General features: G+C 69.9%; 22 protein-coding genes and 3 pseudogenes. 6 read left to right on the top strand and 19 right to left on the bottom strand.

Features of this window, described 5'->3' with window-relative positions:
• Positions 1–4 precede the first annotated feature (4 nt).
• The gene (locus BKA14_RS41250) at positions 5–667 is read right to left on the bottom strand and encodes a hypothetical protein (RefSeq protein ID WP_184956143.1); all 663 of its coding nucleotides are present in this window, start codon (positions 665–667) and stop codon (positions 5–7) included.
• Positions 668–684: 17 nt separating this feature from the next.
• On the opposite strand from BKA14_RS41250, the gene BKA14_RS41245 reads away from it, so the two are divergent.
• The gene (locus tag BKA14_RS41245; RefSeq protein ID WP_184956142.1) at positions 685–867 is read left to right on the top strand and encodes a hypothetical protein; all 183 of its coding nucleotides are present in this window, start codon (positions 685–687) and stop codon (positions 865–867) included.
• Here BKA14_RS41245 and BKA14_RS41240 read toward each other — a convergent pair.
• The 5 genes from BKA14_RS41240 to BKA14_RS41220 all read right to left on the bottom strand — a co-directional run bounded on the left by BKA14_RS41240 (position 841) and on the right by BKA14_RS41220 (position 4,370).
• Positions 841–1,842 carry an App1 family protein phosphatidate phosphatase gene (locus BKA14_RS41240; RefSeq protein ID WP_184957259.1) on the bottom strand — a complete coding sequence of 334 codons (1,002 nt, stop codon included), beginning with the start codon at positions 1,840–1,842 and terminating at the stop codon, positions 841–843. The genes BKA14_RS41245 and BKA14_RS41240 overlap by 27 nt on opposite strands.
• Positions 1,843–1,990: 148 nt before the next feature.
• Positions 1,991–2,713, bottom strand: a complete 723-nt coding sequence (locus tag BKA14_RS41235; RefSeq protein ID WP_184956141.1) for a hypothetical protein — start codon at positions 2,711–2,713, stop codon at positions 1,991–1,993.
• 96 nt (positions 2,714–2,809) lie between these two features.
• A complete protein-coding gene (locus BKA14_RS41230) occupies positions 2,810–3,118 on the bottom strand; it encodes a hypothetical protein (RefSeq protein ID WP_184956140.1) in 309 nt (102 codons plus the stop codon).
• Between the two features lie 124 nt (positions 3,119–3,242).
• The gene (locus BKA14_RS41225; RefSeq protein WP_184956139.1) at positions 3,243–3,458 is read right to left on the bottom strand and encodes a hypothetical protein; all 216 of its coding nucleotides are present in this window, start codon (positions 3,456–3,458) and stop codon (positions 3,243–3,245) included.
• An 81-nt stretch (positions 3,459–3,539) separates the two neighbouring features.
• Positions 3,540–4,370: a class I SAM-dependent methyltransferase gene (locus BKA14_RS41220; RefSeq protein ID WP_184956138.1), complete on the bottom strand. Its 831-nt coding sequence runs from the start codon at positions 4,368–4,370 to the stop codon at positions 3,540–3,542.
• 131 nt (positions 4,371–4,501) lie between these two features.
• On the opposite strand from BKA14_RS41220, the gene BKA14_RS41215 reads away from it, so the two are divergent.
• Positions 4,502–5,710, top strand: coding sequence for an ROK family protein (locus tag BKA14_RS41215; RefSeq protein WP_239092643.1), 1,209 nt, complete (start codon positions 4,502–4,504; stop codon positions 5,708–5,710).
• Between the two features lie 21 nt (positions 5,711–5,731).
• Here the strand turns inward: BKA14_RS41215 and BKA14_RS41210 are convergent, their stop codons facing one another.
• From BKA14_RS41210 to BKA14_RS41175, 8 genes are all read right to left on the bottom strand, one after another.
• A complete protein-coding gene (locus BKA14_RS41210; protein ID WP_184956136.1) occupies positions 5,732–7,123 on the bottom strand; it encodes a GH1 family beta-glucosidase in 1,392 nt (463 codons plus the stop codon).
• A gap of 65 nt (positions 7,124–7,188) precedes the next feature.
• A complete protein-coding gene (locus BKA14_RS41205; RefSeq protein ID WP_184956135.1) occupies positions 7,189–8,193 on the bottom strand; it encodes an ABC transporter ATP-binding protein in 1,005 nt (334 codons plus the stop codon).
• Positions 8,194–9,273, bottom strand: a complete 1,080-nt coding sequence (locus BKA14_RS41200; RefSeq protein WP_184956134.1) for an ABC transporter permease — start codon at positions 9,271–9,273, stop codon at positions 8,194–8,196.
• A gap of 3 nt (positions 9,274–9,276) precedes the next feature.
• Complete coding sequence (locus tag BKA14_RS41195; protein ID WP_184956133.1) at positions 9,277–10,257, bottom strand: ABC transporter permease; 981 nt, start codon at positions 10,255–10,257, stop codon at positions 9,277–9,279.
• Positions 10,254–11,336: an ABC transporter ATP-binding protein gene (locus BKA14_RS41190; protein WP_184956132.1), complete on the bottom strand. Its 1,083-nt coding sequence runs from the start codon at positions 11,334–11,336 to the stop codon at positions 10,254–10,256. Before BKA14_RS41190 ends, BKA14_RS41195 begins: the two co-directional genes overlap by 4 nt.
• 73 nt (positions 11,337–11,409) lie before the next feature.
• On the bottom strand, positions 11,410–13,098 hold the full coding sequence (locus tag BKA14_RS41185) for an ABC transporter substrate-binding protein (RefSeq protein ID WP_184956131.1): 1,689 nt from the start codon (positions 13,096–13,098) through the stop codon (positions 11,410–11,412).
• Positions 13,099–13,191: 93 nt separating this feature from the next.
• Complete coding sequence (locus BKA14_RS41180; protein WP_184956130.1) at positions 13,192–14,193, bottom strand: LacI family DNA-binding transcriptional regulator; 1,002 nt, start codon at positions 14,191–14,193, stop codon at positions 13,192–13,194.
• 165 nt (positions 14,194–14,358) lie between these two features.
• A complete protein-coding gene (locus BKA14_RS41175; protein WP_184956129.1) occupies positions 14,359–15,219 on the bottom strand; it encodes an NAD-dependent protein deacetylase in 861 nt (286 codons plus the stop codon).
• Between the two features lie 35 nt (positions 15,220–15,254).
• Between BKA14_RS41175 and BKA14_RS41170 the strand changes: the two genes are divergently transcribed.
• From BKA14_RS41170 to BKA14_RS41160, 3 genes are all read left to right on the top strand, one after another.
• Positions 15,255–15,635: a TM2 domain-containing protein gene (locus tag BKA14_RS41170; RefSeq protein ID WP_239092644.1), complete on the top strand. Its 381-nt coding sequence runs from the start codon at positions 15,255–15,257 to the stop codon at positions 15,633–15,635.
• Between the two features lie 225 nt (positions 15,636–15,860).
• A complete protein-coding gene (locus BKA14_RS41165) occupies positions 15,861–16,223 on the top strand; it encodes a DUF2203 domain-containing protein (RefSeq protein ID WP_184956128.1) in 363 nt (120 codons plus the stop codon).
• 18 nt (positions 16,224–16,241) lie between these two features.
• Positions 16,242–16,895: a hypothetical protein gene (locus BKA14_RS41160; protein WP_184956127.1), complete on the top strand. Its 654-nt coding sequence runs from the start codon at positions 16,242–16,244 to the stop codon at positions 16,893–16,895.
• Between the two features lie 4 nt (positions 16,896–16,899).
• Here BKA14_RS41160 and BKA14_RS45445 read toward each other — a convergent pair.
• From BKA14_RS45445 to BKA14_RS41145, 5 genes and pseudogenes are all read right to left on the bottom strand, one after another.
• A pseudogene (locus BKA14_RS45445) lies at positions 16,900–19,173 on the bottom strand (DNA gyrase/topoisomerase IV subunit A); the annotation flags it as partial.
• Between the two features lie 477 nt (positions 19,174–19,650).
• Positions 19,651–20,277: pseudogene (locus tag BKA14_RS45640) on the bottom strand (LAGLIDADG family homing endonuclease); the annotation flags it as partial.
• 171 nt (positions 20,278–20,448) lie between these two features.
• Positions 20,449–20,709, bottom strand: a pseudogene (locus BKA14_RS45435) (DNA gyrase subunit A); the annotation flags it as partial.
• A 14-nt stretch (positions 20,710–20,723) separates the two neighbouring features.
• The gene (locus BKA14_RS41150) at positions 20,724–22,775 is read right to left on the bottom strand and encodes a DNA gyrase/topoisomerase IV subunit B (RefSeq protein ID WP_184956125.1); all 2,052 of its coding nucleotides are present in this window, start codon (positions 22,773–22,775) and stop codon (positions 20,724–20,726) included.
• A gap of 184 nt (positions 22,776–22,959) precedes the next feature.
• Positions 22,960–23,592, bottom strand: coding sequence for an adenylate/guanylate cyclase domain-containing protein (locus tag BKA14_RS41145; protein WP_184956124.1), 633 nt, complete (start codon positions 23,590–23,592; stop codon positions 22,960–22,962).
• Positions 23,593–23,764: 172 nt separating this feature from the next.
• Between BKA14_RS41145 and BKA14_RS41140 the strand changes: the two genes are divergently transcribed.
• Complete coding sequence (locus tag BKA14_RS41140) at positions 23,765–26,563, top strand: helix-turn-helix transcriptional regulator (protein ID WP_184956123.1); 2,799 nt, start codon at positions 23,765–23,767, stop codon at positions 26,561–26,563.
• Positions 26,564–26,716 lie beyond the last annotated feature (153 nt).

The following is a 26,716-nucleotide window of genomic DNA, read 5'->3' as shown; positions in this document are numbered from 1 at the left end:
GGCCCTAACCGGCCGGGATGTCCACCTCGATCTCGTCCGAGAGGGTGAATCCGTCGCTCAGGTCGAGGTCGTCACCGCTCCAGAAACGGCCCGGGTCGTACCAGTTGGGCTGTTTGCCGCGCGGCAGCAGACCCATGTCCTCGTACGTCACCGCGACCACCTCGGCGCAGTAGGCGGTCTCGAGCGCGGCCTCGGTGGCCGGGCCCTTGCCGCCGCGCACGCGCCAGCGGGGCCGCACCTGCGGGACCCGCCCGCGCACCCAGCGCCAGGCCAGCTGGGCCGACGACGGGAACGGCGTGCCGTCCAGCCGGGCCACGGTCTTGAGGGCCTTGTCCTCCATCTCCTTGGACACGCCCGGCTCCAGCTGCCGCAGCCAGCCCCGCTGGCCGTAGCGGTGGGCCCACACGGTCACGGCGTCGCGCAGGTCGTGCAGCTGGACCCCGCGCTGGAACGTGCCGGACCACAGGTCGGGCAGCGATTTGCCCAGCTCGGCGTGCCACATGAGCGGCGGCATGTCCTCGACGACGATCGACATGCCGACGTGGTTGACCGGGCTGTTGGTCAGCGTCTGGATGGCCCGGTCGGCGCCCGTGCGCCCCCGGAAGATCCAGATGTCCCCGGTCCGGGTCAGGTCGATGGCCTCGTCGAGGCTGATGGCGGCGTCCACGTGTCTATCCTCAAGTGATGCGTTGGTGGAAGGTAGTGGGATTGGCCGGTCTGGCGGGAGTCGCGGCAACGGGCGCTGTGGTGGCGCGGGCCGAGCGTAAACGCCGGCAGTACACCCCCGAGGAGATCCGTGACCGGCTGCACCAGCGGGTGGCCGAGGCGGCCGAGGCGGAATCAGACGACATCAGTATCGCGGAGTAGCGACCACAGGCCTGCCCCGTCCGGCGCGGTGAACCAGGTCTTGCCACCGGAGCCGACCGCTTCCGCCTCGCCCGAGGGACCGGGGATGGCGCCGGCCAGCACCGACTGGGTGGGCGACAGGCGCCGGATGGCCACCGCGGCCACGTTCTCCGGGTGGGCGTGCGCGAACTCGGAGTAGATCTCCTGGTCGTGCTGCCCGTCGTCGCCGATCAGCAACCAGCGGATGTTCGGGAACTCCCGGGACAGCCGCTGCAGTGTCGTGCGCTTGTGCTCCTGACCGCTGCGGAACCAGCGGTCGGGCGTGGGCCCCCAGTCGGTCAGCAGCAGCGGGCCCGCCGGGTAGAGATGGCGGGAGAGGAAGCGGGTCAGCGTCGGGGCCACGTTCCAGGCACCGGTGGACAGGTAGAACACCGGGGCGCCCGCGTTGGCCGTGATCAGCCGCTCGTAGAGGACGGCCATGCCGGGCACGGCCATGCGCGCGTGCTCGTCGAGCACGAACGTGTTCCACGCGGCGAGCAGCGGACGCGGCAGCGCGGTGACCATGACCGTGTCGTCGATGTCGCTGATGAGGCCGAAGCGGGTCTCCGGGTCGACGACGCGGATCGGCGCCTCGACCGGGGCCGCGCCCTCGGTGAACAGCCGTACGCTGCCCCAGCCCGGTTCGAGGTCGCCCTTGACGCGGGTGTCGACGTAGCCGCTGCGGTCGGTGCGCGTCTCGGTGACGCTGTCGCCGATCTGAATCCTCACGATCGCGTTGTTCACCGGCGAGCTGGTGAAGCTGCGCCAGCCGCGGGCCTTGTCCAGGGTCTTACGATTCTGCGTGCCGCGGGTGAGCACCACACGAGCCATCACGCGCGCCCAGCCGGGCGCGCCGTAACCCGTGTAGGCCGTGATCACCGGCTGCCAGCCACGATTGCGCAACCGGCGCTCGATGATCTCGTGGAGGGCGTCCTCCACCCGCGCGGCCCGGTGCATCCGGAGTACAGGCGGCTGGCCGCCCGCCGGAGTTGATGCCACGCTCTGGCCCCCTGCCCATAAGGTATCGGCGGTCAATCTGCCCGGTTACGGTACCCGCCTAACCTGGCAGTCGCGGGCGAACCTTCGTCCCTCTCCACAGGGGAGGTCAGGCGTACGCCTTCGCGGCCGGGATCTCGCCGGTGGCCCACTGGTCGGCGAACCACTCGTCACCGGCCGGCTCCTCGGCCGTGCCGGCCCGCACGACTGCCGCCGTGGCCTCGGCCCGCAGGCTGCGCAGGGCCTCCGCGGCCAGCTCGGCCTCGTGCCAGGCGACCTGTTCGCGCTTCTGAGCGTCCTCGTACTGCGACAGGCGGTGCTCGCGGATGGCCTGGCGCAGCAACCCCTCCTGCACCACCGGGTGCAGCCTTGGGTTCCACCCGCGGTGCGCGAGCACGTCGTTGAGCTGGGCGATCGAGATCTCGCGGTTGCGGCAGGCGGCGATCGCGGCGTGGTGCAGGTAGCGCTGGCGGTCGGCGTTCTCCCCCGGCTTGCGGCGCTTGCTGATCAGCGGGAACGCGGCGGCCCGGGTGGTCTCGCGGGCCCGCCGGTCGGCCTCGGCGAACGCCAGCCAGGCCGCGTCCACCTGCTCCTGGGCGGCGGACCACTCGGCCCGCAGGCGTTCACAGGTGGCCGCGGCGCGGTCGGCCGCCACGGCGACCTCGTCGGCGAAGCGCAGCTTGTCGCGCTGGGCCGGGGTCAGCGGCTGCGGCGGGGCCGACCGCGGCAGCGCCACATAGACCGCCGCCACGGCGATGGCGAGCAGGATGACCAGCCACAACGCGGCGGCCTGGGGAATGGAGACGAAGAAGCTGTGCACGGCGCTTTCCATCGCAACCTCACATGCGGACGCGGATCTCCCGGGACGCTGGACTGCAAGCGGCAGTACGCCGCGGGCAGCGCTGGGCTGCCGGTGCGGGACGAAGAATCAGACCGTGGGCGGGCCGCGGACGGCGCGGACCCGCAGCGCCACGCCGAGAAGGACCACGGTCACCGCGGCGAGGAGAACCGGGGGCGGCGCCAAGGGCGGGACGGACGGCTCATCCACGACGAGGGCGGCCGGGGCATCCGGAGCAACGCTGGCCACGGCGGCAACCGGCGCGGGCGCGGCGGTCTCCAGCTGGGCCGGGGCGAGGTGAGCGGCGAAGGCCAGGGCCAGCATCGCCAGCCCGGCGAGGAAGCGCAGCAAGCGGTGCCCGTCCCACTCCCGGGGAAGCACTCGCGCCACGGCCGTCACACGACTCAACTTACCTTTTCCCCCCGGAACGCGCATGGCTCATCCGAGTTACGGCCAGCCGGGGACAAAACGCCCTGAACGGACGATGGCGCCGGGGTCAGCCGGCGCCATCGGGGTGCAGCGGTTACTTGCTGGGTTCGGGCACGTCGACGTCGCAGGTGATCTTCGGGTTGACGCCGGCCCAGTTGAGGGGGCCGGCCAGCGTGGTGACGGCGATCGTGCCGAACTCGGCACAGCTGGTGTTGCTGGTGTCGGAGAAATAGCCACGCTCGTAGGCGGCCACGCCGCCCAGCACGAGCCAGATGATCAGAATCAGCCCGCCGATCGAGCCTGCGCGCATCGGGGCCTCCTATGCCGTGGGGATTGACGCCGGAAGTGCGGTGGGGGGTCGACGCCGGAGTTACCCCGATCCGTTTGATCTCTAAACGGGGGACTTCACTGCCTGCAACGTGTACGAGTGGGGCAGACGCTCAGGACGGTCGGCCAACTGATACTCACCGTTACCGATGTCGCGCATGCGCCCGTTCTCCAGCGCCTCCCACGGCACGCTGGTGTGCTCGACCAGACCGGTCAGCGTCATCCCGGCCTCGAGCACCGCGGTCACGATCTCACCGATGCCGTGGTTCCACTCCACCGTCTTGTTGTGCTCGAACTCGACATCGGTGTCGACGTAGGTGCCGCCCTCGTCGAAGACCAGACCCTCTTGCATCTCGAAATACGGGTAGGCCAGGGCGATCACGTCGTCGTCACGGTCGTAGTCGAGACCCCACAGGACCGGGTGGCCCTCGCGGATGAACAGGCGGCCGCCCGGCTTGAGCAACGCGGAAACCGTGGCCGCCCACCGCTTCACGTCGGGCAACCAGCACAGCGCGCCGATCCCGGTGTAGACGAGGTCGTAGCCGTCACCCACCGCGGCCACGGCGTCGTACACGTCGGACTGCACAAATGACACATCGACCCCGGCCAATGCCGCGATGCGCCGGGCCTCGTCGAGCGACTTCGCCGAGAAATCGAGCCCGGTCATCGTGGCGCCGAGCCGGGCCAGCGACACGGTGTCGGTGCCGATGTGGCACTGCAGGTGGACGCCGCGCAGGCCGGCGATGTCGCCCAGCAGGGGCTGATCGAAGCGCACGACCTCGCTCAGGTAGGCCGGGTCGGCGGCGAAACGGTCGACGGCATAGCCGGGGGAAGCGGCATGAGCGGACGCGCGGTCGTCCCAGTTGGCGCGATTCAGGTCGCGATAGTCGGTCACTCGGGCACGATATGCCGCCACGAATACCGTCGGCTTACGATTTTCCGGCGGGCTGGGGTTGGATGGCACGACTGAGGATCATCGAAGAGCGGGGTGCGAGGTTGGAGACCAGGCGTACGACGGTGCGTGACGTGCGCAGGGCCAACCGGGCCGGCCTGCTCACCGACCTCTTCCACGGCGGCCTGCAGAGCCGGCAGCAGCTCGCCGCGAGCACCGCCCTGAGCCAGGCCAGCGTGAGCAACCTGATCGGCGAGATGATCGAGGAAGGCCTCGTCGAGGAGGCCGGCCTGGTCGGCTCGGACGGCGGCCGCCCGCGGGTGCTGCTGCGGGTGCGGCCCGACTTCCGCTACGTGGTGGGCGCCGAGGTGGGCGAGACGCGCGTGCTGGTCGAGCTGTACGACCTGGCGATGACCCGGCTGGCCGCGGTGACGCTGGAGCACGACGACGAGCCCGAGCAGGTCGCGGGCCGGGTGCTGACCGGCCTGCGCGAGGTGGTCGAGCAGGCCGGGGTGGCCGTGTCCGACGTGCTGGGCTTCGGCGTCGGGGTGCCGGGCGTGGTCGATCAGGACGGTGTGGTCGATTCGCAGTCCACCGGCTGGGACTCGGTTCCGCTGGGCGCGATGCTGCGGGCCGGCACCGAGGTGCCGGTCTTCGTGGAGAACGGCGCGAAGACGCACGGTCAGGCCGAGATGTGGTTCGGTGCGGGCCGTGGCGCCCGGCACGCCGTCATCGTCATGATCGGCACGGGGGTGGGTGCGGCCGTGGTGATGGACGGGCGCAGCTACTACCGGGGCGCGAACAGCAACGCCGGAGAGTGGGGGCACACCACCCTGATCTACGACGGCGACGAGTGCCGGTGCGGGGCGCGGGGTTGCCTGGAGGCGTACGTCGGGGCCGACCGGATCGGGCGCCGCCTGGCCGCCGCGACCGGGGAGACGTACGGGAAGAGGCTTCTGCACGGCTATCTGGAGCGCGAGACGCTGCCCGAGCCGGCCCGGCAGGTCTTCGAGCAGACGGCGGGTTATCTGGGCGCAGGGCTGGCCGACCTGATCAATCTGTTCAGCCCGGAGCGGATAGTGCTCGGCGGGGACCCGGGGGCGGCGTTCGGCGCGCGGTTCCTGCCCGAGATCCGCGAGGCCGCGGCCCGGCACGCGCTGCGCCGGCCGTACGGGCAGACCACCATCACGATTTGTGAACTCGGCGCCGACGCGGTCGCGATGGGCGCGGCCACCCTGCCGGTCGCGCAACTGCTGGCCGAGGGCGGGCTGGCCGAGACCGCGGAACCGGTGCTGGCCTTCACCCCGAAGCAGCGCCGGCCGGGCGACCGGGCCCGCCGGTAAGAGCAGGCCCGGCCGGGTGGCTCAGGAGGACCGCAGCGCGGCGATCGAGTCGCGGAACCACAGGGCGCTCTGCTTGGGCGTGCGCTCCAGGCTCTGGTAGTCGACGCGGACGATGCCGAAGCGCTTGTCGTAGCCGTAGGCCCACTCGAAGTTGTCGAGCAGCGACCACGCGAAGTAGCCGCGCACGTCGGCGCCCTGCTCCCGGGCGGCCACGACCGCGGCGATGTGCGAGGCCAGATATTCCGTACGGTCGTCGTCCGCCACGTAGCCCGTCTCGTCCGGCTGGTCGTCGAACGCGGCGCCGTTCTCGGTGATGATCAGGGGCAGGCCCGGGTAGTCGCGGTGCAGCCGCACGAGCAGCTGCGTGAAGCGCTCGGGGGTGATCGGCCAGTCCATCGCCGTACGCGGGGTGTCCGGGAACACGGCCCGCACGACCGGCTCGCCGTTCGCCTCGTGCCGGTTGCCCTCGACGTCGGTGCCGGCGAAGTTCTGTCCGAAGTAGAAGTTGACCCCGAGCACGTCGAACGGGGTCGAGATGACCTCGAGATCACCCTCCTGCACGGGCATCGCCGAGCCGCGGGCGGCCAGGTCGGCGACCACGTCGGCGGGGTATTCGCCCTTGCGCAGCGGGTCGAGGTAGAGGCGCAGGCCCATCCCGTCGGCGCGCCGGGCGGCGTCGCGATCCGCCTCGGTGTCACCCGCCGGGTCGGCCGTTCCCATGTTCAGAGTGATCCCGTACGTGTGGGGCCTCGTCTCGGCGGCCCGCATGCGCTGGGTGGCCAGGCCGTGCCCGAGCAGCAGGTGGTGCGTCGCGGCCAGCGAGGCGTCGAACTCCTGGCGGCCCGGGGCGTGCACGCCGACGTGGTAGCCCAGCCAGGCCGAACACCACGGCTCGTTCATGGTCGTGAACGTGTCGACCCGGTCCTGCAGCTTGCCGAAGACCAGCATCGCGTAGTCGGCGAAGCGGTACGCCGTGTCCCGGTTCGGCCAGCCGCCCGCGTCCTCCAGCTCCTGCGGCAGGTCCCAGTGGTAGAGCGTCACCCAGGGGGCGATCCCGTTCGCCAGCAGCTCGTCGACCAGCCGCTCGTAGAAGCCGAGACCGGCCGGGTTGACCGGGCCGCGGCCACCGGGCTGCACCCGCGGCCAGGCCACCGAGAACCGGTAGCTGTCGACGCCGAGGCTCTTCATCAGCGCCACGTCCTGCGGCATCCGGTGGTAGTGGTCGCACGCCACGTCGCCGTTGTCGCCGTTGGCCACCGCGCCGTCGAGCCGGGAGAACGTGTCCCAGATGGACGGCGTACGGCCGTCCTCGGCGACAGCTCCCTCGATCTGATAGGACGCGGTGGCCACGCCCCAGAGGAACTTCGGCGGCAGGCCGGTGGCGAGCGGGACCTTGGTGGTGGTGGGGTTCATGGCACTCCAGTTGGGGATTTTGGGTAAAGAGAAGGCCGGTCCACCGAAGCGGACCGGCCTCTCGCTCATCCGACGGGTTGCTCCGTGGGATGCAGCCAGCACGCGACGGAACGTGCGGCTCCGTCCGGGCTGTCCGGGCGCCCGAGCACCGGGATGTGCGTCGGGCACGGCTCGAAGGCCTTGGGACAGCGGGGGTGGAACGAGCAGCCGGTGGGCATGCCGGCCAGGTCGGGCGGCGACCCGGGGATGCCGGCGAGCTCGCGGCGCGGTCCGCGCAGGGCCGGGAACGAACTGAGCAGACCCCGCGAGTACGGGTGCAGGGCGTCCCGGTAGATCGTGGCGGCGGGCGCCTCCTCGACGATCCGGCCGCCGTACATGATCGCGATGCGGTTGGAGAACTCGACCAGCAGCGACAGGTCGTGCGTGATGAAGATGACCGAGAAGCCGAGGCGCTCGCGCAGTTCGATCAGCTGGCCCAGGATCTGCCGCTGCATCACCACGTCGAGGGCCGTGGTCGGCTCGTCCATGATGACGACCTGCGGCTGCAGGATCAGCGCCATGCCGATCATGACGCGCTGGCGCATGCCGCCGGAGAGCTGATGCGGGTAAGCGTCCATCCGGTCGGGCGAGATGCCGACCAGCTTGAGCATCTCGCGGGCCCGGGCGTTGCGGCTGTGCTCGCTCATCTTCGGGTCGTGCGCCTTGAGCACGTCGGTCAGCTGGGTCGAGATCTTGTGCACCGGGTTGAGCGAGTTCATCGCGCCCTGGAACACGATCGCCGTCTCGGCCCAGCGGAACGCGCGCAACGCCTTGTCGCTCAGCCCGAGAACGTCGTACGGGTCGCCCTTCTCGGGGTGGTAGACGACCTCGCCGCCGGTGATCACACCGGGCGGGGCGAGCAGCCGGGTCAGCCCGTAGGCCAGCGTCGACTTGCCGGAGCCGCTCTCGCCGGCCAGGCCCAGCACCTCGCCGCGGTGCAGGGTCAGGTTGACGTCGCGGACCGCGCGGACGGCCTTGTCCCCCAGGCCGTACTCGACGTTCAGGTTGCGGATCTCAAGGACCGGTTCCATCTAGTTGCCCACCTTCCGGGCCACCGGCGTCGCGCCGTCGGTGTTGATCGGGATCGCCCGCGCGTGGGTGTGCGGCTCCGCCGAGTTCGACAGCACGGGGGTGAAGCCGATCCGCATCCGTACGGTGCCGCCGGAGGCCGTCTTGAGCTTGGTCTTGCCCGCGCTGCGCAGGCGGGGGCTGACGAACTCGTCGATCGCGAAGTTGATCAGCGAGAGCGCCGTGCCGAGGAACGCGATGGCCAGACCGGCCGGCACGAACCACCACCACGCGCCCTGGGCCAGCGCCTGCTGGCCCTGCGCCCAGAACAGGATCGTGCCCCAGTTCCAGCCGGCCGCCGAGACGATGCCGATGAAGGCCAGCGTGATCAGCGAGAGCACGGCGAAGATGACCGTGCCGATGAACCCGGAGGCGATCACGGCGGTCAGGTTGGGCAGCAGCTCGAAGCCGATGATCCGCCAGGTCTTCTCGCCGGTGGCCCGGGACGCCTCGATGTAGTCGCGCCGGCGCAGCGACAGGGTCTGCGCGCGCAGCACCCGGGCGTTCCACGACCACGAGGTGAGACCGATGATCAAGGCGATCAGCAGGTTGCTGGCGTTGTCCAGGATCGAGGTGATGATGATCATCAGCGGGATGGCCGGGATCACCAGGAACACGTTGGACAGCGCGGACAGCGTGTCGTCGGTCTTGCCGCCCAGGTAGCCGGCCGTGATGCCGATGATCACCGACAGCACGGTGGCGATGGTGCCGGCCAGGAAGCCCACGAACACGACCGGGCGGGTGCCGTCGAGCACCTGGCTGAACACGTCCTGCCCGAGGTGCGTGGTGCCGAACCAGTGGTCGGCCGACGGCGGCTGGATCAGGTCGTTGCTGCGTGCGTCCGGGTCGTACGGGGTGACCCACGGGCCGATGATCGCGAACAGTACGTAGACGCCCAGGATGATCAGACCGAAGGCGGCCTTCTTGTTCTTGAGGAACAGGAAACGCTGCCGCTTGGCCTTGGCCGGCTTGGCGGGTTCCGGCGCGGCCATGGCCCCCTGGCCGGGGATGACCTGGGCGGTGCTCGAGGTGGGGATCGTCATCGCTCAGCCCTCCTTGCGGGTGCGCGGGTCGAGGAGCAGGTAGGCCAGGTCGGCCAGGAGGTTGGCCACCAGCACCGAGATCGTGATGACCAGGAAGATGCCCTGCATCAGCGGATAGTCCTTGGCCCCGAGCGCCTGCAGCAGGATGAAGCCGAGGCCCGGGTACGAGAAGACGATCTCGACCAGCAGGGTGCCGCCGACGATGAAGCCGAGCGACAGCGCGAACCCGGAGATGTTGGGCAGCAACGCGTTGCGGGCGGCGTAGCTCACCGCGACCCGCCGCTCGGACAGGCCCTTGGCGTGCGCGACGGTGATGTAGTCCTCGGACGAGACCGTCACCATCATGTTGCGCATGCTCAGGATCCAGCCGCTGACCGACGAGATCAGGATCGTCAGCGCGGGCAGCAAGCTGTGCTGCAGTGCGCTCGGGATGAAGTACTGGTCCCAGGCCGGCACGAGCGACGACTCGAAGCCGCCGGACGACGGGAAGAAGCTGTCCGGGCCGGTCAGCAGGTAGATCGCGATGATGCCGAGCCAGAAGTACGGCACCGACGAGAAGAACGTGGTGACCGGGAGCAGGCCGTCGGTCCACGAGCCGCGGCGCCAGCCGGCGAACACGCCCAGACCGGTGCCGATCAGGAAGCTGATCACCGTGGTGATGCCGACCAGCAGGACCGTCCACGGCAGCGCGTCGCCGATGATGTCCGCGACCGGCGACGGGAAGAAGGTGAAGGACAGGCCGAGGTCGCCCTGGAACAGCTGCTTCCAGTAGTCGACGTACTGCGCCCACAGGCCCTTGTTGTCGTCCAGGCCGAACAGGACGTACAGCGAGTTGATGGCCTCGGTGCTCAGCTGACCGCGGAACTTGGCGATCAGCGACTGCACCGGGTCGCCCGGTACCAGGCGCGGGATGAAGAAGTTGAGGGTGATCGCGGCCCAGGCCGTGAACAGGTAGAACGCGATGCGTTGCAGGAAGTACTTCACTTCGCCGCCGCCTCTCCGGGCGTCGCCGACGCGACCGTGGCCTCGTCGTACAGCCAGCATGCGGCCCAGTGGCCGGGAACGTCGCCGATCTCCAGCCGTATGGGCAGATCGGTCTTGCACCGGGCCATCGCGGCCGGGCAGCGTGGGTGGAACCGGCAGCCGGACGGCGGGCGGATCAGGCTCGGCGGCTCGCCGTTGCCCCGGTCCTCGTCCAGCGGGTTGACGTCACCGGCCAGCCGGTCGGGGTCGGGCGCGGAGTCGATCAGCAGCCGGGTGTACGGGTGGGCCGGGGTCTGCGTGACGGTCTCGCTGTCGCCGCCCTCGACCATCCGGCCCGCGTACATCACCAGCGTCTGGTCGGCGAAGTAGCGAGCCGACGCGATGTCGTGGGTGATGTAGAGGATCGCCAGGTTGAGGCGCTCCTTGAGGTCACGCAGCAGGTTGAGCACGCCCAGGCGGATCGACACGTCGAGCATCGACACCGGCTCGTCGGCCAGCAGGGCCTCGGGGTCGGCGCCGAGCGCGCGGGCGATCGCGACGCGCTGCCGCTGGCCGCCGGAGAGCTCGTGCGGGAACTTGTCGAGATAACGTTCGGCCGGCGTCAGGCTGACCCGGGTCAGCAGGTCGCGCAGCGCGTTCTCGAGGTCGTCGTCGGTCTTGCCCGCGTTGCCGTGGATCTTGAGCGACCGGGTGAGGTGGTACCGGATCGTGTGCACCGGGTTCAGCGACGCGAACGGGTCCTGGAAGATCATCTGGACGCGGGCCGCGTACGCCCGGAAGGCACTGCCGCCCTTGACCTTCGTCGTCTCACCGTGCAGGCGGATGTCGCCGCCGGTGCGCGGGTAGAGCTGGGCCAGCAGGCGGGCCACCGTCGACTTGCCCGAGCCGGACTCGCCGACCAGTGCGACCACCTGGCCGCGGCGCAGAGTGAGGTTCACGTCGTCGACGGCGTGGACCGCGTTCTGCTCCCGGGTGAAAAATTGGCGCAGTCGCCGGCGAACGGGGAAGTGCTTGGTCAGGCCGATCGCCTCAAGCACCACCTCGCCGGCCGGCGCCTTGGCGTCCTGAATAGACGTCATGGCGTTCTTCCTTTGCGGGGGGTGGTGGAATGCCGCTCCCCGCGCCTCGCGGCACGGGGAGCGGCGCCGGCGATCAGGAGTTGGCGGGCTTGAGCTTGCCGATGATCAGCGACACGTACGGCTGGGTCGGCTGCGCACCCGAGTACGGGTCCTCGTCGGTGGGCCAGCCGGTCCAGTTCTTGTCGCTGTAGGCGGCACCCACGTTGTCGGCACCGACCGGGAACATCGGGGCCTGCTCCACGAAGACCTTCTGGATCTGGTTCATCGCGGTGGTGCGGGCCTCGTCGCTGGTCGCGTTCTTGTACGCGGTCAGCGCGGCGGTGGCCTCGGGGCTCTTGAAGCGGCCGAAGTTGCCCTGCTGAGCGGCGGTGCCGATCGGCTTGAGCAGGTCACCGTCCATCACGGTCTGGTAGATGTCGTACGGCGTGGCGCCACCGTTGGTCCAGCGCATCGAGGCCTCGAAGGCGCCCGTCTGCACGTTCTTGTCCCAGACGTCCTGGTTGGGCTTCTCGACGGTCGCCTCGATGCCGATCTCGGCGAAGTTGCTCTTGATGATCTCGAGCGAGGTCTGGTAGTCCGACCACGGCGCGGGGTCGCTGAGCTTGATCTTGACGGGCTTGCCGGACGGGTCGCTGAGCACCTTGCCGTTCAGCTTGTAGCCCGCGCTCTGCAGCAGGGCCTTGGCGCCCTCGACGTCGTTCGAGAACTCCTTGCCCTTGTACTCCGGAGCGATGAACGCGTCACCGGCGCCCGGCGGCAGGCCGGTCACGCTCTTGATCTCGGGGTGGAAGTACGAGGCCTCGGCCTGGGTGAAGATGTCGGTCCGGTTGATCACCATGTTCATGGCCTGACGCAGCTTCACGTCGTCGAACGGCTTGATCGTGGTGTTGATGTAGAGACCGTGGATGCCGAGCACGCCGGGCGCCCACACCTTGTGGTGCTCCGGGTCCTTGTCGATGAAGGTCGCCTTCGGGTTGGGCAGGAAGACGAACGACCACTCGGAGTCGCCGTTGGCCAGCGCGGTGCCCTGGGCGTTGTTGTCGGCGTAGGAGACGTACCGCAGCTCCTTGACCTGCGGAACCGTGCCCCAGTAGCCCTCGGTGCGCACCGACAGCGTGACGCCGGCCTGGGTGAAGGACTTCAGCGTGTACGGGCCCGAGCCGACCGGGGTCTTGTTGATGTCGGTGGCCGGGTCCGAGATCTTCTCCCAGATGTGCTTGGGCACGATCGGGGTGCTCGCCATGATCTTGTTCTGGTTGACGAACTGCGGCGTCTTGAAGGTCACCTTCACGACGTTGCCCGCGACCGTGATCTGGTCGAACGGGATCGCGTTCTGGTTGAGCGCCTCGTTGCTCTTGAGCAGGTTGAACGTGTACGCCACGTCCTCGGCGGTCAGCTTCTGGCCGTCCGACCAGGTGGCGTTGTCGCGCACCGTGACCTCGGCCGACTTGTAGTCGTCGGCCCACTTGACGCCGCTGGCCAGCCACGGGATCGCCGGCTCGGCCGGACGCACCGGGTTCCACTGGGTCAGCGGCTCGTAGATCATCCACTTGTACCCGAGGGCGTTCGCCGAGGAGGTGCCGGCGAACGGGTTGTGGTTCTCGGTCTGCGTGCCGTTCGGCATGCCGATCTTGAGGAAGTCGACCGACGACTTGTTCGCGTTGTTGGCGTTGTTGCTGTTCGGCGAGTCGCCGCACGCGGCCAGGCCGCCCGTGGCGAGCACACCCGCCAGGGCGTACGCGAACAGTTTCCTTCTCTGCATCACAAAACTCCTCGAATGCTACGGAATCGGGGTGAGAGGGGCGTGCGCTATCGCGGCACCGGCAGGTTCACCGGCACCCGTGTTCGTTATGGATCAGGCCACTGTGGAAGGGCGGGTGGTGAAGGTCGTGGGGATGATCGTGGGACGGTTGGGCAGGGGTGTGCCCTCGAAGTGGGCGAGCAGCGTGCGTGCCGCGGCCTCACCCATCTCGCGCAGCGGTTGATGCACGGTCGTCAGCGGCGGCTGGGTGTGCGCCGCGGTCGGTATGTCGTCGAAGCCGACCACGGCCACGTCCTGCGGGATGCGGCGCCCGGCGTCGAGCAGGGCCTGCATCGCGCCGATGGCGGCGAGGTCGTTGTGAGCGAAGACGGAGTCGAACTCCACTCCGGACTCCAGCGCGGCGTGCACGGCGTCCGCGCCCCGGTCGAAGGTGAAGTCGCCCACGAAGAGCCGGTCGGCGGCGATCGGGTGGCCCGCGTCGGCGAAGACCGAGGCGAAGCCGGCGTGACGCTGCTGGGTGCAGCCGAACCGTTCCGGCCCTGAGATCATCAACGGGCGGGTGCGCCCGATCTCCAGCAGATGCCGCGCGGCGGAACCGGCGCCGTCGTGCTGGGTGGTGCCGATACTGGGGATCTCGCCGGAGGTCTGGTCGCGGTCGTCGATGAGCACGACCGGCAGGCCCCGGCGGTGCAACGTGGCGATGTAGTCGAGGGTGCCCTCGGGCTCGATGACCAGCAGGCCGTCGAACGACTTGGCGGACACCTGCGCGCCGAACTGACGCATCGACTCCTCGCCGCGGTTGCAGGTGAACAGCAGCAGCCCGTAGCGCTCGGTCTCGAGCACGTCGACCGCGCCCTGCAGCACGTCGCCGATCCACGGCCAGGTCAGCGAGGGCACGAGCATGCCGACCACGCGCGTCCGCCCGCGGGCCAGCCCGACGGCCCGCGAACTCGGCACATAACCCAGCTCGTCGATCACCGCCCGGACCCGCGCGGCAGTGGATTCGTCCAGCTCACCCTTGCCGTTGAGCACTCGGGACACGGTCGTCTTGCTGACCTTGGCCCGGGCCGCCACATCGGCGATGGTGATTGGCACTGGTCCTCCTGACGTGTCACCACTTCGTTGCGACCGGATTTCGGAACCGGTTTCGGAAGCGGTTTCGGCAGTTAACGCCAGTGAGGCCAGTCACGTCAACGGGGCCACTGGATTATTTAGGTTTCAGTCCCATAACCCGCGGGGACCCACCTCGTTAACGGCCCCTCAAACACCCGCGTTTGCGGGCGAAACGGTCGCCAGGGCATCGACGAGGTTAGGCAGAACAATGCCCAATGGGGCATCCACGTTGAGCCCCGCGTACGGTTCGCCCCGCGTCACGCCCCGGTTCACGATCGCCACCCGGATGCCGTCCTTGGCCGCGCGCAACACAAACCGGCGGCCCGACATCACCGTCAAGGACGAACCCAGAACCAGCAACGTACGGGCGCCGGCGACCAACTCGAAGCTGCGACTGACCCGAGCCGGGGGCACCGTCTCACCGAAATAGACGACATCCGGCTTGAGCATGCCGCCGCAACCGGAACAGTCGACGACCGTGAACCCGTCCAGGTCGGTCTCGTCGAGCTCGGCGTCACCGTCGGCGTTGATCGCGACGGCGCTCGCCGCGAATCGCGCGTTCACGGCGTCCAGGCGCTCCGCCAGCAGCTCCCGCGGGGTCAGGTCGCCGCAGGCCAGACACGTGATGCGGGCCAGATTGCCGTGCAGCTCGACCACGTCGGCGGCGCCGGCCGCCTGATGCAGGCCGTCGACGTTCTGCGTGATGATGCCGCCAACCAGGCCGCGCCGCTGCAACTCGGCCACCGCGCGATGACCAGCGTTGGGACGGGCCTCGCCGATGGTGCGCCAGCCCAGATGGGAACGGGCCCAATAGCGGCGGCGGGCGATCGGGTCACGGGTGAAGGTCTGGTAGGTCATGGGGGTGCTGCGCCGGGCCGAACCGGACGGGCCCCGATAGTCCGGGATGCCCGACTCGGTCGACAAGCCGGCGCCGCTCAGAATCACTACGCCGCCCTCGCCCACCCACTCGGTGAGCTGGGCGACCTGTTCCACAACCTGTAGATCCACGCCTCTATAGTCCCTCGCCGACTATCGTTGCCGCGGTGACCTTGCCGCCGGAGTCCTGGAGCCGCTTCGAGTCGCCGGGCCGCCCCGCGTCGCCAGCGCTCCCCCACCCGCCGTCCGCACTCCCCGAGTGGGACCGCATCCGGGTCCTCCGGGCCGAGGACGAGTTCGCCTCCGTGCGCAAGGACCCACGGATCGCGTACGCCCTCTGGGCCGTTCTCGGCATCATCGGCGGGCATCGCTTCTATCTGGGCGACACCGGGCGCTCGATCGCCATGCTGTTCACGCTGGGCGGGCTGGGGGTTTGGGCCTTGCTCGACGGCCTGGCGGTCGGGCGGCGGGTGCGGGCCGTCAACCGGGAGCGACGGGCGGCCGTGATGTCCCGATACGGCCTCGTCGAGTCCGTCGCGCCTCGCTGAGCCCGGGGGCATCCCCGCCGTTACGGTGCACCCCGCCGTCCGAGCACGTCGGCCGTTCGGTGCACCCGTTGCCGGGCGTGTCGGTGCGGTCGGTGCACCCGTTGCCGGGCGTGTCGGTGCGGCCGGTGCACCCGTTACCGGGCGTGTCGCTGAGGCCGGTTCGGAGGTCGAAAAATCCGTCCCGCAGTAGTGGGATCTTGGCGTCCGGACTGGCAGTCTCTGCTCATGGGGCTATTCACGGTTGGCGAGGCGCGGGAAGAGCTCGAACGGCTACAGCCCGTGCTGGAGGAGATCGTGGCGCTGCGTGCCGATGCGGCCGAGCTGGGGGCGGTGATCGGGGCCGGCGGCCCGCCGACGCCGCTGGGCGGGATGCCGGAGTGGAAGGCCGCCACCGCACGGCTGGACGACCTGATGACCGTGGTGCAGCAGACCGGCGCCGTGCTCAAGAGCCTCGCGCCGCTGCTTGTCGACTTCCCGTCCGAGATCGACGGCGTCGACGTGGATCTTTGCTGGCTCGAGGGCGAGGCCGGCCTGAACTGGTATCACCGCGCCGACTTGGGCTTCGCGGGACGCCGCCCGATGCCCTGATCTGTCACTCTGTGCGCGATGCGCATCGATACGCGGGCGTGGTGGATCGCCGGGTTGTGGGCCCTCCCCACCGTGTTCTGCGTGGTCTCGGCGTTCCGGTTCCGCGAGTTCGCGGGCTGCGGCGTGCTGCTCGCGCTGGGTCTGGGCCTGACCACGTGGGTCACGGCCGGCCGGGCGCTGACCCTGCGGTCGCTGGTCGGCTGGGCCGCCGCCGGTGGCTGGACGCCGATCGACCCCGGTGAGCGCGAGTGGCCGTGGTCCGACCTGCACCTCAAGGGGTCGAGCCGGGTCCGGTTCGCCTTCACCGGCACCGTTGACGGGCTTCCGATCACTTTCGGTCAGGTGCAGTGGAAGGGCGGCGCCTTCGGCAACGCCACGCTCAACCCGGACGGCCGGGGCCTGTTCGTCGTCGTCCGGCTGCCGCTGCAGGAGCCGCCGATGGCCGTGCGGTTGCCGTACGTGTTCGTCGGCGACTCGCCTCGGCTGGAGCGGCCCCTGCTGCGCCAGTCGTTCCTGTCGGGCGAGATCCCGCCCTTCACTGTGCGCGAGCACGAGCTGTTCACCGTCGAGCCGCGCGACTCGTGGCCCGACGCCGCGGCCGCCGAACAGGTCGTGCGCCGGGCCCTGCTGATCGTCGAACTGCTCGACGTCGGGCCCGACGCGCCCTGGTGAGAACCTAGCCGCGCTCGATCAGGTGGCCGATGATCTGCGGCGCCATCAGCACCGCCTCGCCCGAGCCGTCGCGCCGCGCGTCGGGTTCGGGCAGGTCGATCGGGTCGCCCGTGGTGCTCGAACCCACCGGCCGCGGCCCGACCCAGGCCACCGTGAGCCGCGACTCCCCCTTCAGGAACCGCTGCGCCCGTACGCCACCGGTGGCCCGGCCCTTGGCCGGGTACGACGCGAACGGCGACACCTTCGTCTGCGTGCCCGTGGACGTCACCACCATCGGCTCGCCGTGATCATTGTCGGCCGTCACCACGACGTTGAACGACACCACCTCGGCGTCGGCGGTCAGGTTGACCCCGGCCATGCCCCCGCCCTTGAGGCCCTGCGGCCGCACCGTCTTGGCCGGGAACCGCAGCAGCGACGCGTCGGACGTGACGAACACCAGCGACTCGGCGCCGCCGGTGAGCCACGTGGCCTGCAGAACCTCGTCGCCGTCCTTGAGCGTGATCACCTCGAACTCGTCGGAACGCACTGGCCACTCGGGCGCGCACACTTTGACCACACCGTGCCGGGTGCCCATCGCGATGCCCGGGGAGTCACCGGCCACCAGCGGGGCCAGGCCGACCACCTTTTCGCCCTTCTCCAGCGGCACCAGTTCGGAGGCCGACATGCCCCCGCGGATCGACACCGTACCGACTTGTTCGGGGAGCACCGGCAGCGGCAGCACGTCGGTCTTGAACGCGCGCCCCCGGTTGGTGATCAGCAGGATGCGGCCTCGGGCGGTCGAATGCACGATCGCGCGGACGGCGTCGTGTTTGACCCGGCCCGAACGCCTGCGCCCCTCGGTGGCCTCCTCGCTCTCGGCCGCCGTACGGGCGATCAGACCGGTCGCCGACAGGATCACCTGGCACGGGTCGTCGGCCACCTCGAGCGGACCGGCCGGCGCGGAGGCGGCCAGCACCTCCTTGAGGTCACCGTCGATCAGCGTGGTGCGCCGCGGGTTGCCGAACTCGGACGCCACCTCGGCCAGCTCGTCGGAGACCAGCTGCTGCAGCACCTCGAAGTTGTCGAGGATGTTGCTGAGCTCGGCGATCTCGTTGCGCAGCCGCTCCTGCTCGGTCTCGAGCTCGATGCGGTCGAAACGGGTCAGCCGGCGCAGCGGGGTGTCCAGGATGTAAGTGGCCTGGATGTCGCTCAGGCTGAACTCCTGCATCAAGGAAGCCTTGGCCGACGCCGCGTCGTCGCTGCCCCGGATGATGGCCACCACCCGGTCGATGTCGATCAGGGCAATGAGCAGGCCGTCCACCAGGTGCAGGCGGTCCTGCCGCTTGGTGCGGCGGAACTCGGTGCGCCGGGTGACCACCTCGTAGCGGTGCTGCACGAAGACCTCGAGCAGCGCCTTGAGCCCGAGGGTCTGCGGCTGGCCGTCCACCAGCACCAGGTTGTTGATGCCGAACGACGTCTCGAGCGGGGTCAGCCGGTAAAGGTCGGCCAGCAGGGCCTGCGGGTTGACGCCGACCTTGCACTCGATGACCAGCCGGGTGCCGTGCTCGCGGTCGGTCAGGTCCTTGACGTCGGCGATGCCCTGCAGCCGAGCCGCCTGCCGCTGCCCACGCTTGGGCCCCGACACGATCAGCTTGCCCTTCACCTCGTCGGTGATCGCTTCGATGATCTTTTCGGTTCCCACCCCGTACGGGAGTTCGGTCACGGTGATCGCCTGCCGCCCACGACCACCTTCGAGCGGCCCGGTCTGGGCCCGCGCCCGCATGCGCACCACCCCCCGACCGGTCTCGTACGCCCGCCGCACCTCGTCCAGGCCGAGCAGCTGCCCACCGGTCGGCAGATCGGGCCCCGGCACGAAGCGCATCAGCTTGTCGAGGCTCGCGTCCGGATTCGTGATCAGATGCCGTGCCGCCGCCACAACCTCGCCCAGGTTGTGCGGAATCATGTTGGTCGCCATCCCGACCGCAATGCCCGACGTGCCGTTGACCAGCAAGTTCGGGAAAGCCGCGGGCAGCACCTTGGGCTCGAGATCCGACCCGTCATAAGTCGGCTTGAAGTCGACCGTGCCCTCGCCCAATTCCCCGACCAGCAACATCGCCTCACGCGACATCCGCGCCTCGGTGTACCTGCTGGCGGCCGGCCCATCGTCTGGGCTCCCAAAATTGCCATGCCCGTCAATTAACGTCGCATTCAGCGAGAAATCTTGGGCGAGCCGGACCATCGCATCATAAATTGCTACGTCACCGTGCGGGTGATATTTACCCATGCAGTTGTGAACGACGCTGCCTTCGGCAACAAAAGCGTGCTCGTCGGTGCCTATCTGAATGTCATAGGTTACCTCGCCCGGAGCATCCTCGACCGTTTCGACGCTCAGGAAGGAGAACCCGGACAACGCGGCCAAGCGGGCGGCCAGCGGCGAACCGATACGATCCAGCTTCTCGATCCAACCCTCGCGCTCCGCCTGGGCCATGGGGAAAAGGCGCTCGGCCAGCGGGATGCCGCGCCTGTCCTTGCCGTAGCGCGCGGCAACGGCTGACCGGAAGGCCTTGCCGTCGGCGCCCCGGAACCAGCCACCACCGAGATGGGCCGTGCTGAACGCCTCGAAAAGCTTTCGAGCGGGCAAGCGGTCGCTGCCCTGCTTCTTTCCGTAGGAATACGTCACGTCAAGAATCGCGCGGAGGCCGTCCTGCTTGTAGCCCACCCGGACGAAAGGCAGCATCGCGGCCGCCAGCGCTTGCGCGTCGCCACCACCGACCGACAATCCGAATAACGTCTTGCGATCGGCATCGACGCCGCTGCGCCAGTGATGTCCAATGATTCCCAGATCGGTCAGCATTGCGTAGAGCTGGCCGACCAGTCGTTCGCTCGTGCTGACCAGAACAACCTCGCGTCGAGCCTTGCGCACATATCCGTCGCCGTCAAAAAAGCCGGCCAGGAAAGAAAGCCATGAACTCCGGTCGGCCAGGACATCGGCCGGCACGAACTTGTTTTCGCTCAACGGGGAGCCGGCTTCCAGAAGGCCGTCATGCCGGGCGAAAGTCACGATGTGCTGGTCGCGGTGCGATGGCTTGGCCCGCTTCCGCTTTCCGCGCGAGACATTCAACCCGGCCTCGATCGCCCAGCCGTGAGCGAAGTCCAGCGGCTCCACGTCGCACATGTGAATGCGAACGCGGCCGTCGGCGGCTCGAGCCCTGTCGACGGCGAAGCCCTCGGCCACGACGAGCCCGCGCACGTACGCGTACGAGTCCTCATTCGGAGAAACCGCCGCGCGCCGGACTGTGCTCGCCGTGAGGACCAGCCGCCCCGCCAAGTCCTTCGCGTCCACCCACTCGGTTCGGTAGTCGTCGGTGACCACCCGGAAACGTTGGCCGGGTGTGACGGTCATCGTCTGCCCGTTGGCCCACTTGACCTTTACCAGTGCCGAGACGGGGTTCTCGTAGACAGCGGTCACCGGCACGGACTGGCCGGCCGGGTCGAGCACCACGTCACCGACTTCGAAGGTCTCGATCGGCCGAAGTCCGTCCGGGGTGGCGACGAGAGCGCCACGGACGAAGCAGTCACCGACCACCCGGGCCGACTTCACATAGGGCCGGTCGGGGCGATGTCCTTGCTCATACATCGACCACAGGATGCGGCGGTGGACCGGCTTGAGGCCGTCTCGGGCGTCGGGCAGGGCGCGGGAGTGGATGACCGAGTACGCGTACTCCAGGTAGGAGTCTTCGACCTCGGTGGTCAGCGGGTTGTCGATGACGCGGGCGCCGGCCTGGTCGAAGGCGGACAGGTCGACGCGGTTGTCGGTGTTCTTACGGCGTGCCATGAAGCTTCGACCTCTCAGGCGTCGATCGTCTCTTGGTCGATGCGGCCCGCCGCCTCGATCAGCCAGTTCTTGCGGGGTTCGACGCGCTCGCCCATCAGCAGCTCGAGGGTGGCCTCGGCGCGTTCGGCGTCGTCGAGCGTGATGCGGCGGACCGTGCGGGTCGCCGGGTTCATCGTGGTGTCCCAGAGCTCGTCGGCGTCCATCTCGCCGAGGCCCTTGAACCGGGGCACCGGCTTCTGCACCTGGGTGCCGCCGCGCTCGAAGCGGGCGACCGTCGACTCCATCTCCTGCTGCGTGTAGGTGAAGATCGTCTGGGAGTTGCGGCCCTTGGTGACGACCTTGTGCAGCGGGGGCATGGCGGCGAACAGGCGGCCCTGCTCGATCACCGGGCGCATGTACTTGGCGAACAGGGTGATCAGCAGGGTGCGGATGTGTGAGCCGTCGACGTCGGCGTCCGCCATGATCATGACGCGGCCGTAGCGCATCGCGCCGAGCTCGAACGTGCGGCCCGAGCCGGCCCCGAGCACCTGCACGATCGCCGAGCACTCGTTGTTGTCGAGAACCTGCTGCAGCGAGGCCTTCTGCACGTTGAGGATCTTGCCGCGGATGGGCAGGAGCGCCTGGTACTCGGAGCTTCGGGCCATGCGCGCGGTTCCCAGCGCGCTGTCGCCCTCGACGATGTAGAGCTCGGAGCGGGCGATGCCGGTGGCGCGGCAGTCGACCAGTTTGGGCGGCATCGAGGCGCCCTCGAGGGCGGTCTTGCGGCGGGCCGCGTCCTTCTGCTGTTTCTGGGTGAGCCGGACGCGGGCCGCGTCGACGACCTTCTGCAGCACCGTACGGGCTTCGGCCTTCGTCTTGCGGCCGTCGATCCACTCCTTGACGTGCGCCTCGACCAGGCCCTGGAGGACCCGGGTGATGCCGGCGGTGGAGAGCTCGTCCTTGGTCTGCGAGGTGAACTGGGGCTCGGGGATGCGGACGTGGATGACCGCGGTCATGCCCTCGAGCAGGTCGTCGAGGACGGGCGGGTCCTCCTTGGGCTTGAGCAGGCCGCGCGTGTTGCGGATGGCCTCGGTGAGGGCGCGGACCAGGGCGCGCTCGAAGCCTTTGCGGTGGGTGCCGCCGTGCATGTTGCGGATGGTGTTGGTGAAGCATTCGACCGTACGTTCGTAGCCCGTGCCCCAGCGGAACGCGATCTCGACCTCGGCCCGGCGTTCGACATTGGACTGCATCACGCCGTTCTCGTCGGCGGCGTTTTCCTTGTACGTGCCTTCGCCGTTGACCAGGAGGATGCCGGAGACCGGTTTGTCGCCCGCGTGGGTGAGGAACTCGACCATGTCGGTGAGCCCGTGCGGGAAGTGGAAGGTCTCGTTCGTCGTCTCCTCGGCGGTCTCGTCGCGCAGCGAGTAGAGCACGCCGGGGACGAGGAAGGCCGTGTTGCGCAGTTTGGCCCGTACGTTGTCGACGTCGAGCCGGGCGCCGGTCTCGAAGTAGCGGGCGTCGTACCAGTAGCGGATGGACGTGCCGGTGGGCTCGCCCCGTTTCATCCGGCGGACGACGCGCAGCCCGGACTCGGGGTGGAAGCGGGCCTGCGGGCCGGGGCCGTCGAAGGAGCCGGGGACGCCGCGCTGGAACGAGATCTCGTGGACTTTGCCGTCGCGTTTGACCGTGACGTCGAACCGCAGGGCCAGCGCGTTGACCGCGGAGGCGCCGACGCCGTGCAGGCCGCCGGAGGTCTTGTAGCCCGAGCCACCGAACTTGCCGCCGGCGTGCAGGCGGGTCAGCACGAGCTCGACGCCGTTGAGGCCGGACTTGGTGTTGACGGCGGTGGGGATGCCCCGGCCGTCGTCGTCGACCTGCACGGACCCGTCGGCGTGCAGGATCACCGACACCTTGGTGGCGTGCCCGCCGACGCCCTCGTCGGTGCAGTTGTCGATGATCTCGTTGGCGAGGTGGTTGACGCCTCGGCTGTCGGTCGAGCCGATGTACATGCCCGGGCGTTTCCGGACGGCGTCCAGCCCCTCCAGGTGCGTGAGGTCATCGGCCCCGTACAGGATCTCCGCGGTCACGAGGTGGCACTCCCGATCGGCCCAGGTGGTGGTCAGAACGCGGCGAGCCTACCGGGACCCCCCGACAACTCTCGTTCGCCGAGCCGGGACGGCCCACACATGAACGGGATGATACGGGCAAAAGTAACGGCTGGTGAGCTACGACACGGGTACGAGGGGCTGACGTACCCGTGTCGGTCAGCTTCTATGCCGCGACCGGCAGTGCGTACAGATGGCGCTTGGCCGGCCGTACGCGGTGCGGCTCGAGCGCCCGATAGAGGTCGAGCGCCCGGGGCTTGCCGGGGACCCGTACGGGTGGCAGCTCCTGGAAGGCGATCAGATCGCCGGCCGCCTCCCGGGTCTGCGAGCACACCACCACGGTGTCGTGCGGCGCGAACGCCTGCAGGCGGGCCGCCGTGCTGACCACGCTGCCGCTGATCATCACCTGTCCGCCGTCGTGGGCCGCCGTCAGGTCCACGATGACGTCACCGGTCGCGAGCCCGGCCCGCGTCCGTACGGCGAACCTGCCGGCCAGGAGTTGCCCCCTCAACGCCTCCTGGACCGACAGGCCCACCCGGACCGCCGAAGCGGCCGCTTCCGCGCCGAAGCCCGCGGTGCCGGTGCCGAACACCGCCATCACCGCGTCCCCGACGTACTTCTCCACCACTCCGCCACCCGCGCGGATCACCTCGGACGCGATGCCGAAGTAGTCCCGCTGCAGTGCGCGGACAACCGCGCAGTCCAGGTCGTCGATCAGTGAGGTGTATCCCACGATGTCGATGAAAAGGACGGTGACGGTCTGACGCCGCTCCTGCTCCGCCATAGCGATTGCGGTCATGTCTTCACGCTCCCCCAGTTCTGTGCCCCGGAAGAACGGTGTCAGGCGCAGTCCACTACCGGATCTGCAGAACGACGTATCTCCGACACTTGGCCGGCCCGCCGCTCATGTGACGGAGAACAGACCGAACCGCCGAGAACGTTCCAGGTCGGTGGGCACTAGGGTGACCTGCATGGCCAGCGAGGAGGAGGACGGGCCACTTGTCGGACGTGCCGGCACGTTGACCCAAGTCCAATCCGACCTGCGCAACGCGGGCCCCGGCGGGACCTCCGCGGTGTTCGTCACCGGGGAGAGCGGTGTCGGCAAGAGCCGGCTGCTGCGCGAGACCGCCCGGGCGATGCGCGACGCGGGTTTCGCCGTGCTGTCCGGCACCTGCCTCGACATCGGCGACGCCTCCCCTCTGCACCCGGTGCTGCAGGCGCTGCGGCAGTCCGGCCACAGTGGCGCCGCCGACGCCGCCGATCTGCTCGACCGGGTCTCGCGCGACCTGCTCACGGTGGCCGGTGACCGGCGCCTGCTGCTCGTGCTGGACGACCTGCAGTGGGCCGACCGCAGCACCCGTCAGCTGCTGCTCTATCTGCTGGCCGGCCTGAGCGACGTCAAGATCGCCGTGCTGGCCGCCGTCCGCGCCGAGGCCCTGCAGGGCGCCCACCCGCTGCGCAAGGTGCTGGCCGAGTTGCGCCGTCTCCGATCCGTACGGGTCGTCGACCTCGCGCCGCTCGACCGTGACCAGACCGTCGAGCTGGTGGCCGCGGTGGCCGGCGAGTCGGTCGACACCGAGGACGCCGACCGGGTCTACAAGCGCAGCGGCGGCAACCCCTTCGTGGCCGAGGAACTGGCCCGTGACCTGCGCGACGGCCGGGTCGAGCTGTCCGACACGCTGCGCGAGATCTTCCTGTCCCGCATCGACGAGCTGCCGCCCAACGCGCATGCCGTGGTGCACGCGGTCGCGGCCGGTGTGGAGCCGGTCGAGCACGCCGTGCTGGCCCGGGTCGTGCCGCTGGGTGAGGCCGAGCTGCTCGAGGCCGTCCGGGCCGCGGTCGCGCACCGGTTCGTGACCGGCGCCGACGACGGCTACCGGCTGCGGCACCGCCTGGTCGCCGAGGTGCTGGCGGCCGAGGTGTTGCCGGCCGAGGCCGCGGCCCGGCACCGCCGCTTCGCCGAGGCGCTCGAGCACGACGCGGCCGGCGACCACGCCCGGCTGGCCCATCACTGGCAGCGGGCGGGCGAGCCGGCCCGGGCGCTGCCCTCGGTGGTGGCCGCGGCCCGGGCCGCCGAGGAGCTCTACGGCTTCACCGAGGCGCATCGCTACTGGTCGTCGGCGCTCGAACTGATCAGCGACGACGCCCCGGAACGGACCGAGCTGCTGGCCCACGCGGCCGAGGCGGCCCACCTGTGCGGCGAGCACCTGCGCGCCCTGGCCGGCCTGGACGCGCTGGCGTTGCGGCCCGACGCGCCCGGGGCCTGCGACCTGCACCTGCGCCGCGCGCGTTATCTGGCCGCGGCCGGTCGGACGGCCACCGCCGAGGAGGAGTACGAGCGCGTCCTGGACTCGCCCGAATGCTCGCCCAAGCAGCGCGCCTCGGCCGCGGCTTACCTGGCTGAGCTGCTGCTGCATCTGGGCCGGTACGCCGATGCCAACGCCCGCGCCCAGGAGGCGCTGGAGATGGCCGAGGTCAACGGCTCGACCGCCGACCTCGTACGGGCGTCGGCCGCCCTCGGGTTCAGCGCGGCCTTCCGCGAGGACCCGGACGCCGGCCTGGCCGTGATCCGGCACGCGGTCGAGATCGCCGAGCGCAGCGGCCACCCGGACGAGCTCGGCGTGGCCTATCTGCACCTCGCGGAGCTGCTCACCGGTCCGCTCAACAGCATCGAGGAGGGAGTGCTGGTCGCCCGCCGCGGTGCGCAACGGCTGGCCTCGCTCGGGGCCGGCCGCACCTATCAGACCCGTCTGCTCGCCATCGCCGCCAAGGGCCTGTTCCGGGTGGGCCAATGGTCCGAGGCCGACACCGTGCTCGACGACGCGATGCGGCACCGGCCGTCCGGCGCCGACGCCGTCGAACTGCTGCTCTCGCGCTGCCAGCTCTGGGTCGGCTTCGGTGACGTCGACGCCGCCCACCGCGACCTCGACGCGGTGGCCACGCTGCTGGCCGGCGGCGGAGCCCGGCACGTGCTGCCGATGCTCACGCTGCGGGCCGGCCTGGCCATGTGGCAGGCCCGGCACGCCGAGGCCCGGGCCGCCGTGCAGCGCGGGCTGACCGAGACCCGCTCCGACGACCTGGTGCTGATCGGGGTGCTGGCCTGGCACGGCCTGCGCGCCGAGGCCGAGGCGCACGCGGCTGGGCAGCCGGTCGACCCGGGCGCATTGCGCCGGCTCACGGCGGCCGTCGAGCGGATGGCGGCCGGGGTCGGCAACGCCGCGGCGCCGGTGCGGGCCACCATCGACGGCTATCTCGACCTGTGCGCGGCCGAGCTGAGCCGGGCCGAGGGCCGGCCCGACCCGGCGCTCTGGGCCAAGGCGGCCACGGCCTGGGACACTCGCCGGCAGCCCTATCCGGCCGCCTACTCCCGGCTGCGCCAGGCCGAGGCGGCGTTGCAACGCCGGGCCCGGAAGGCCGTGGCGACCACGGCGCTGCGGGAGGCGTACGCGACGGCGATCGCGATGGGCGCCCGGCCGTTCGCCAACGAGATCGTCACCGTCGCCCGGCGTTACCGGGTGACGCTGGCCGACGACGCGCCCACGATCGAGATGCCCGCGCCCGCGCCCGGGCCGGCCGACGAGCTGGGCATGCTCACCACCCGCGAGCGCGAGGTGCTGGCCGCCCTGGCCGAGGGCCTGACCAACCGTGAGATCGGCGAGCGGCTGTTCATCAGCGAACGCACGGTCGGTGTCCACGTCGGGCACATCTTCGACAAGCTTCAGGTGCGCACCCGCGTACAGGCCAGCCGGGTCTTTCTCACAGCGGCGTGACCCTTTCGTTATCTTCGCGCGCGAACGCGTACGTCGAACTACGTCGTTCTACCGATCCCTACGTAGGTCGCCTTTGGAAGTCTGTGGCCACGGGGGAGCACCACCCGGCGGCCACCGCCGCCGGGTGGTGCTAGGGGGCCCTCCGCCTAGGTT

It is taken from the genome of Paractinoplanes abujensis (assembly GCF_014204895.1).
In the GTDB taxonomy this organism is placed as follows: domain Bacteria; phylum Actinomycetota; class Actinomycetes; order Mycobacteriales; family Micromonosporaceae; genus Actinoplanes; species Actinoplanes abujensis.
This window is presented reverse-complemented; position numbering and strand designations above follow the sequence as displayed.

What these genes read in the sequence shown, in the direction of transcription:
- BKA14_RS41245 (WP_184956142.1), top strand. Translation starts at nt 685, where the DNA reads ATGCGTTGGTGGAAGGTAGTGGGATTGGCCGGTCTGGCGGGAGTCGCG.
- BKA14_RS41240 (WP_184957259.1), bottom strand. Translation starts at nt 1,842, where the DNA reads ATGCACCGGGCCGCGCGGGTGGAGGACGCCCTCCACGAGATCATCGAG.
- BKA14_RS41235 (WP_184956141.1), bottom strand. Translation starts at nt 2,713, where the DNA reads ATGGAAAGCGCCGTGCACAGCTTCTTCGTCTCCATTCCCCAGGCCGCC.
- BKA14_RS41225 (WP_184956139.1), bottom strand. Translation starts at nt 3,458, where the DNA reads ATGCGCGCAGGCTCGATCGGCGGGCTGATTCTGATCATCTGGCTCGTG.
- BKA14_RS41210 (WP_184956136.1), bottom strand. Translation starts at nt 7,123, where the DNA reads ATGAACCCCACCACCACCAAGGTCCCGCTCGCCACCGGCCTGCCGCCG.
- BKA14_RS41205 (WP_184956135.1), bottom strand. Translation starts at nt 8,193, where the DNA reads ATGGAACCGGTCCTTGAGATCCGCAACCTGAACGTCGAGTACGGCCTG.
- BKA14_RS41200 (WP_184956134.1), bottom strand. Translation starts at nt 9,273, where the DNA reads ATGACGATCCCCACCTCGAGCACCGCCCAGGTCATCCCCGGCCAGGGG.
- BKA14_RS41190 (WP_184956132.1), bottom strand. Translation starts at nt 11,336, where the DNA reads ATGACGTCTATTCAGGACGCCAAGGCGCCGGCCGGCGAGGTGGTGCTT.
- BKA14_RS41185 (WP_184956131.1), bottom strand. Translation starts at nt 13,098, where the DNA reads ATGCAGAGAAGGAAACTGTTCGCGTACGCCCTGGCGGGTGTGCTCGCC.
- BKA14_RS41165 (WP_184956128.1), top strand. Translation starts at nt 15,861, where the DNA reads ATGGGGCTATTCACGGTTGGCGAGGCGCGGGAAGAGCTCGAACGGCTA.
- BKA14_RS41160 (WP_184956127.1), top strand. Translation starts at nt 16,242, where the DNA reads ATGCGCATCGATACGCGGGCGTGGTGGATCGCCGGGTTGTGGGCCCTC.
- BKA14_RS41145 (WP_184956124.1), bottom strand. Translation starts at nt 23,592, where the DNA reads ATGACCGCAATCGCTATGGCGGAGCAGGAGCGGCGTCAGACCGTCACC.
- BKA14_RS41140 (WP_184956123.1), top strand. Translation starts at nt 23,765, where the DNA reads ATGGCCAGCGAGGAGGAGGACGGGCCACTTGTCGGACGTGCCGGCACG.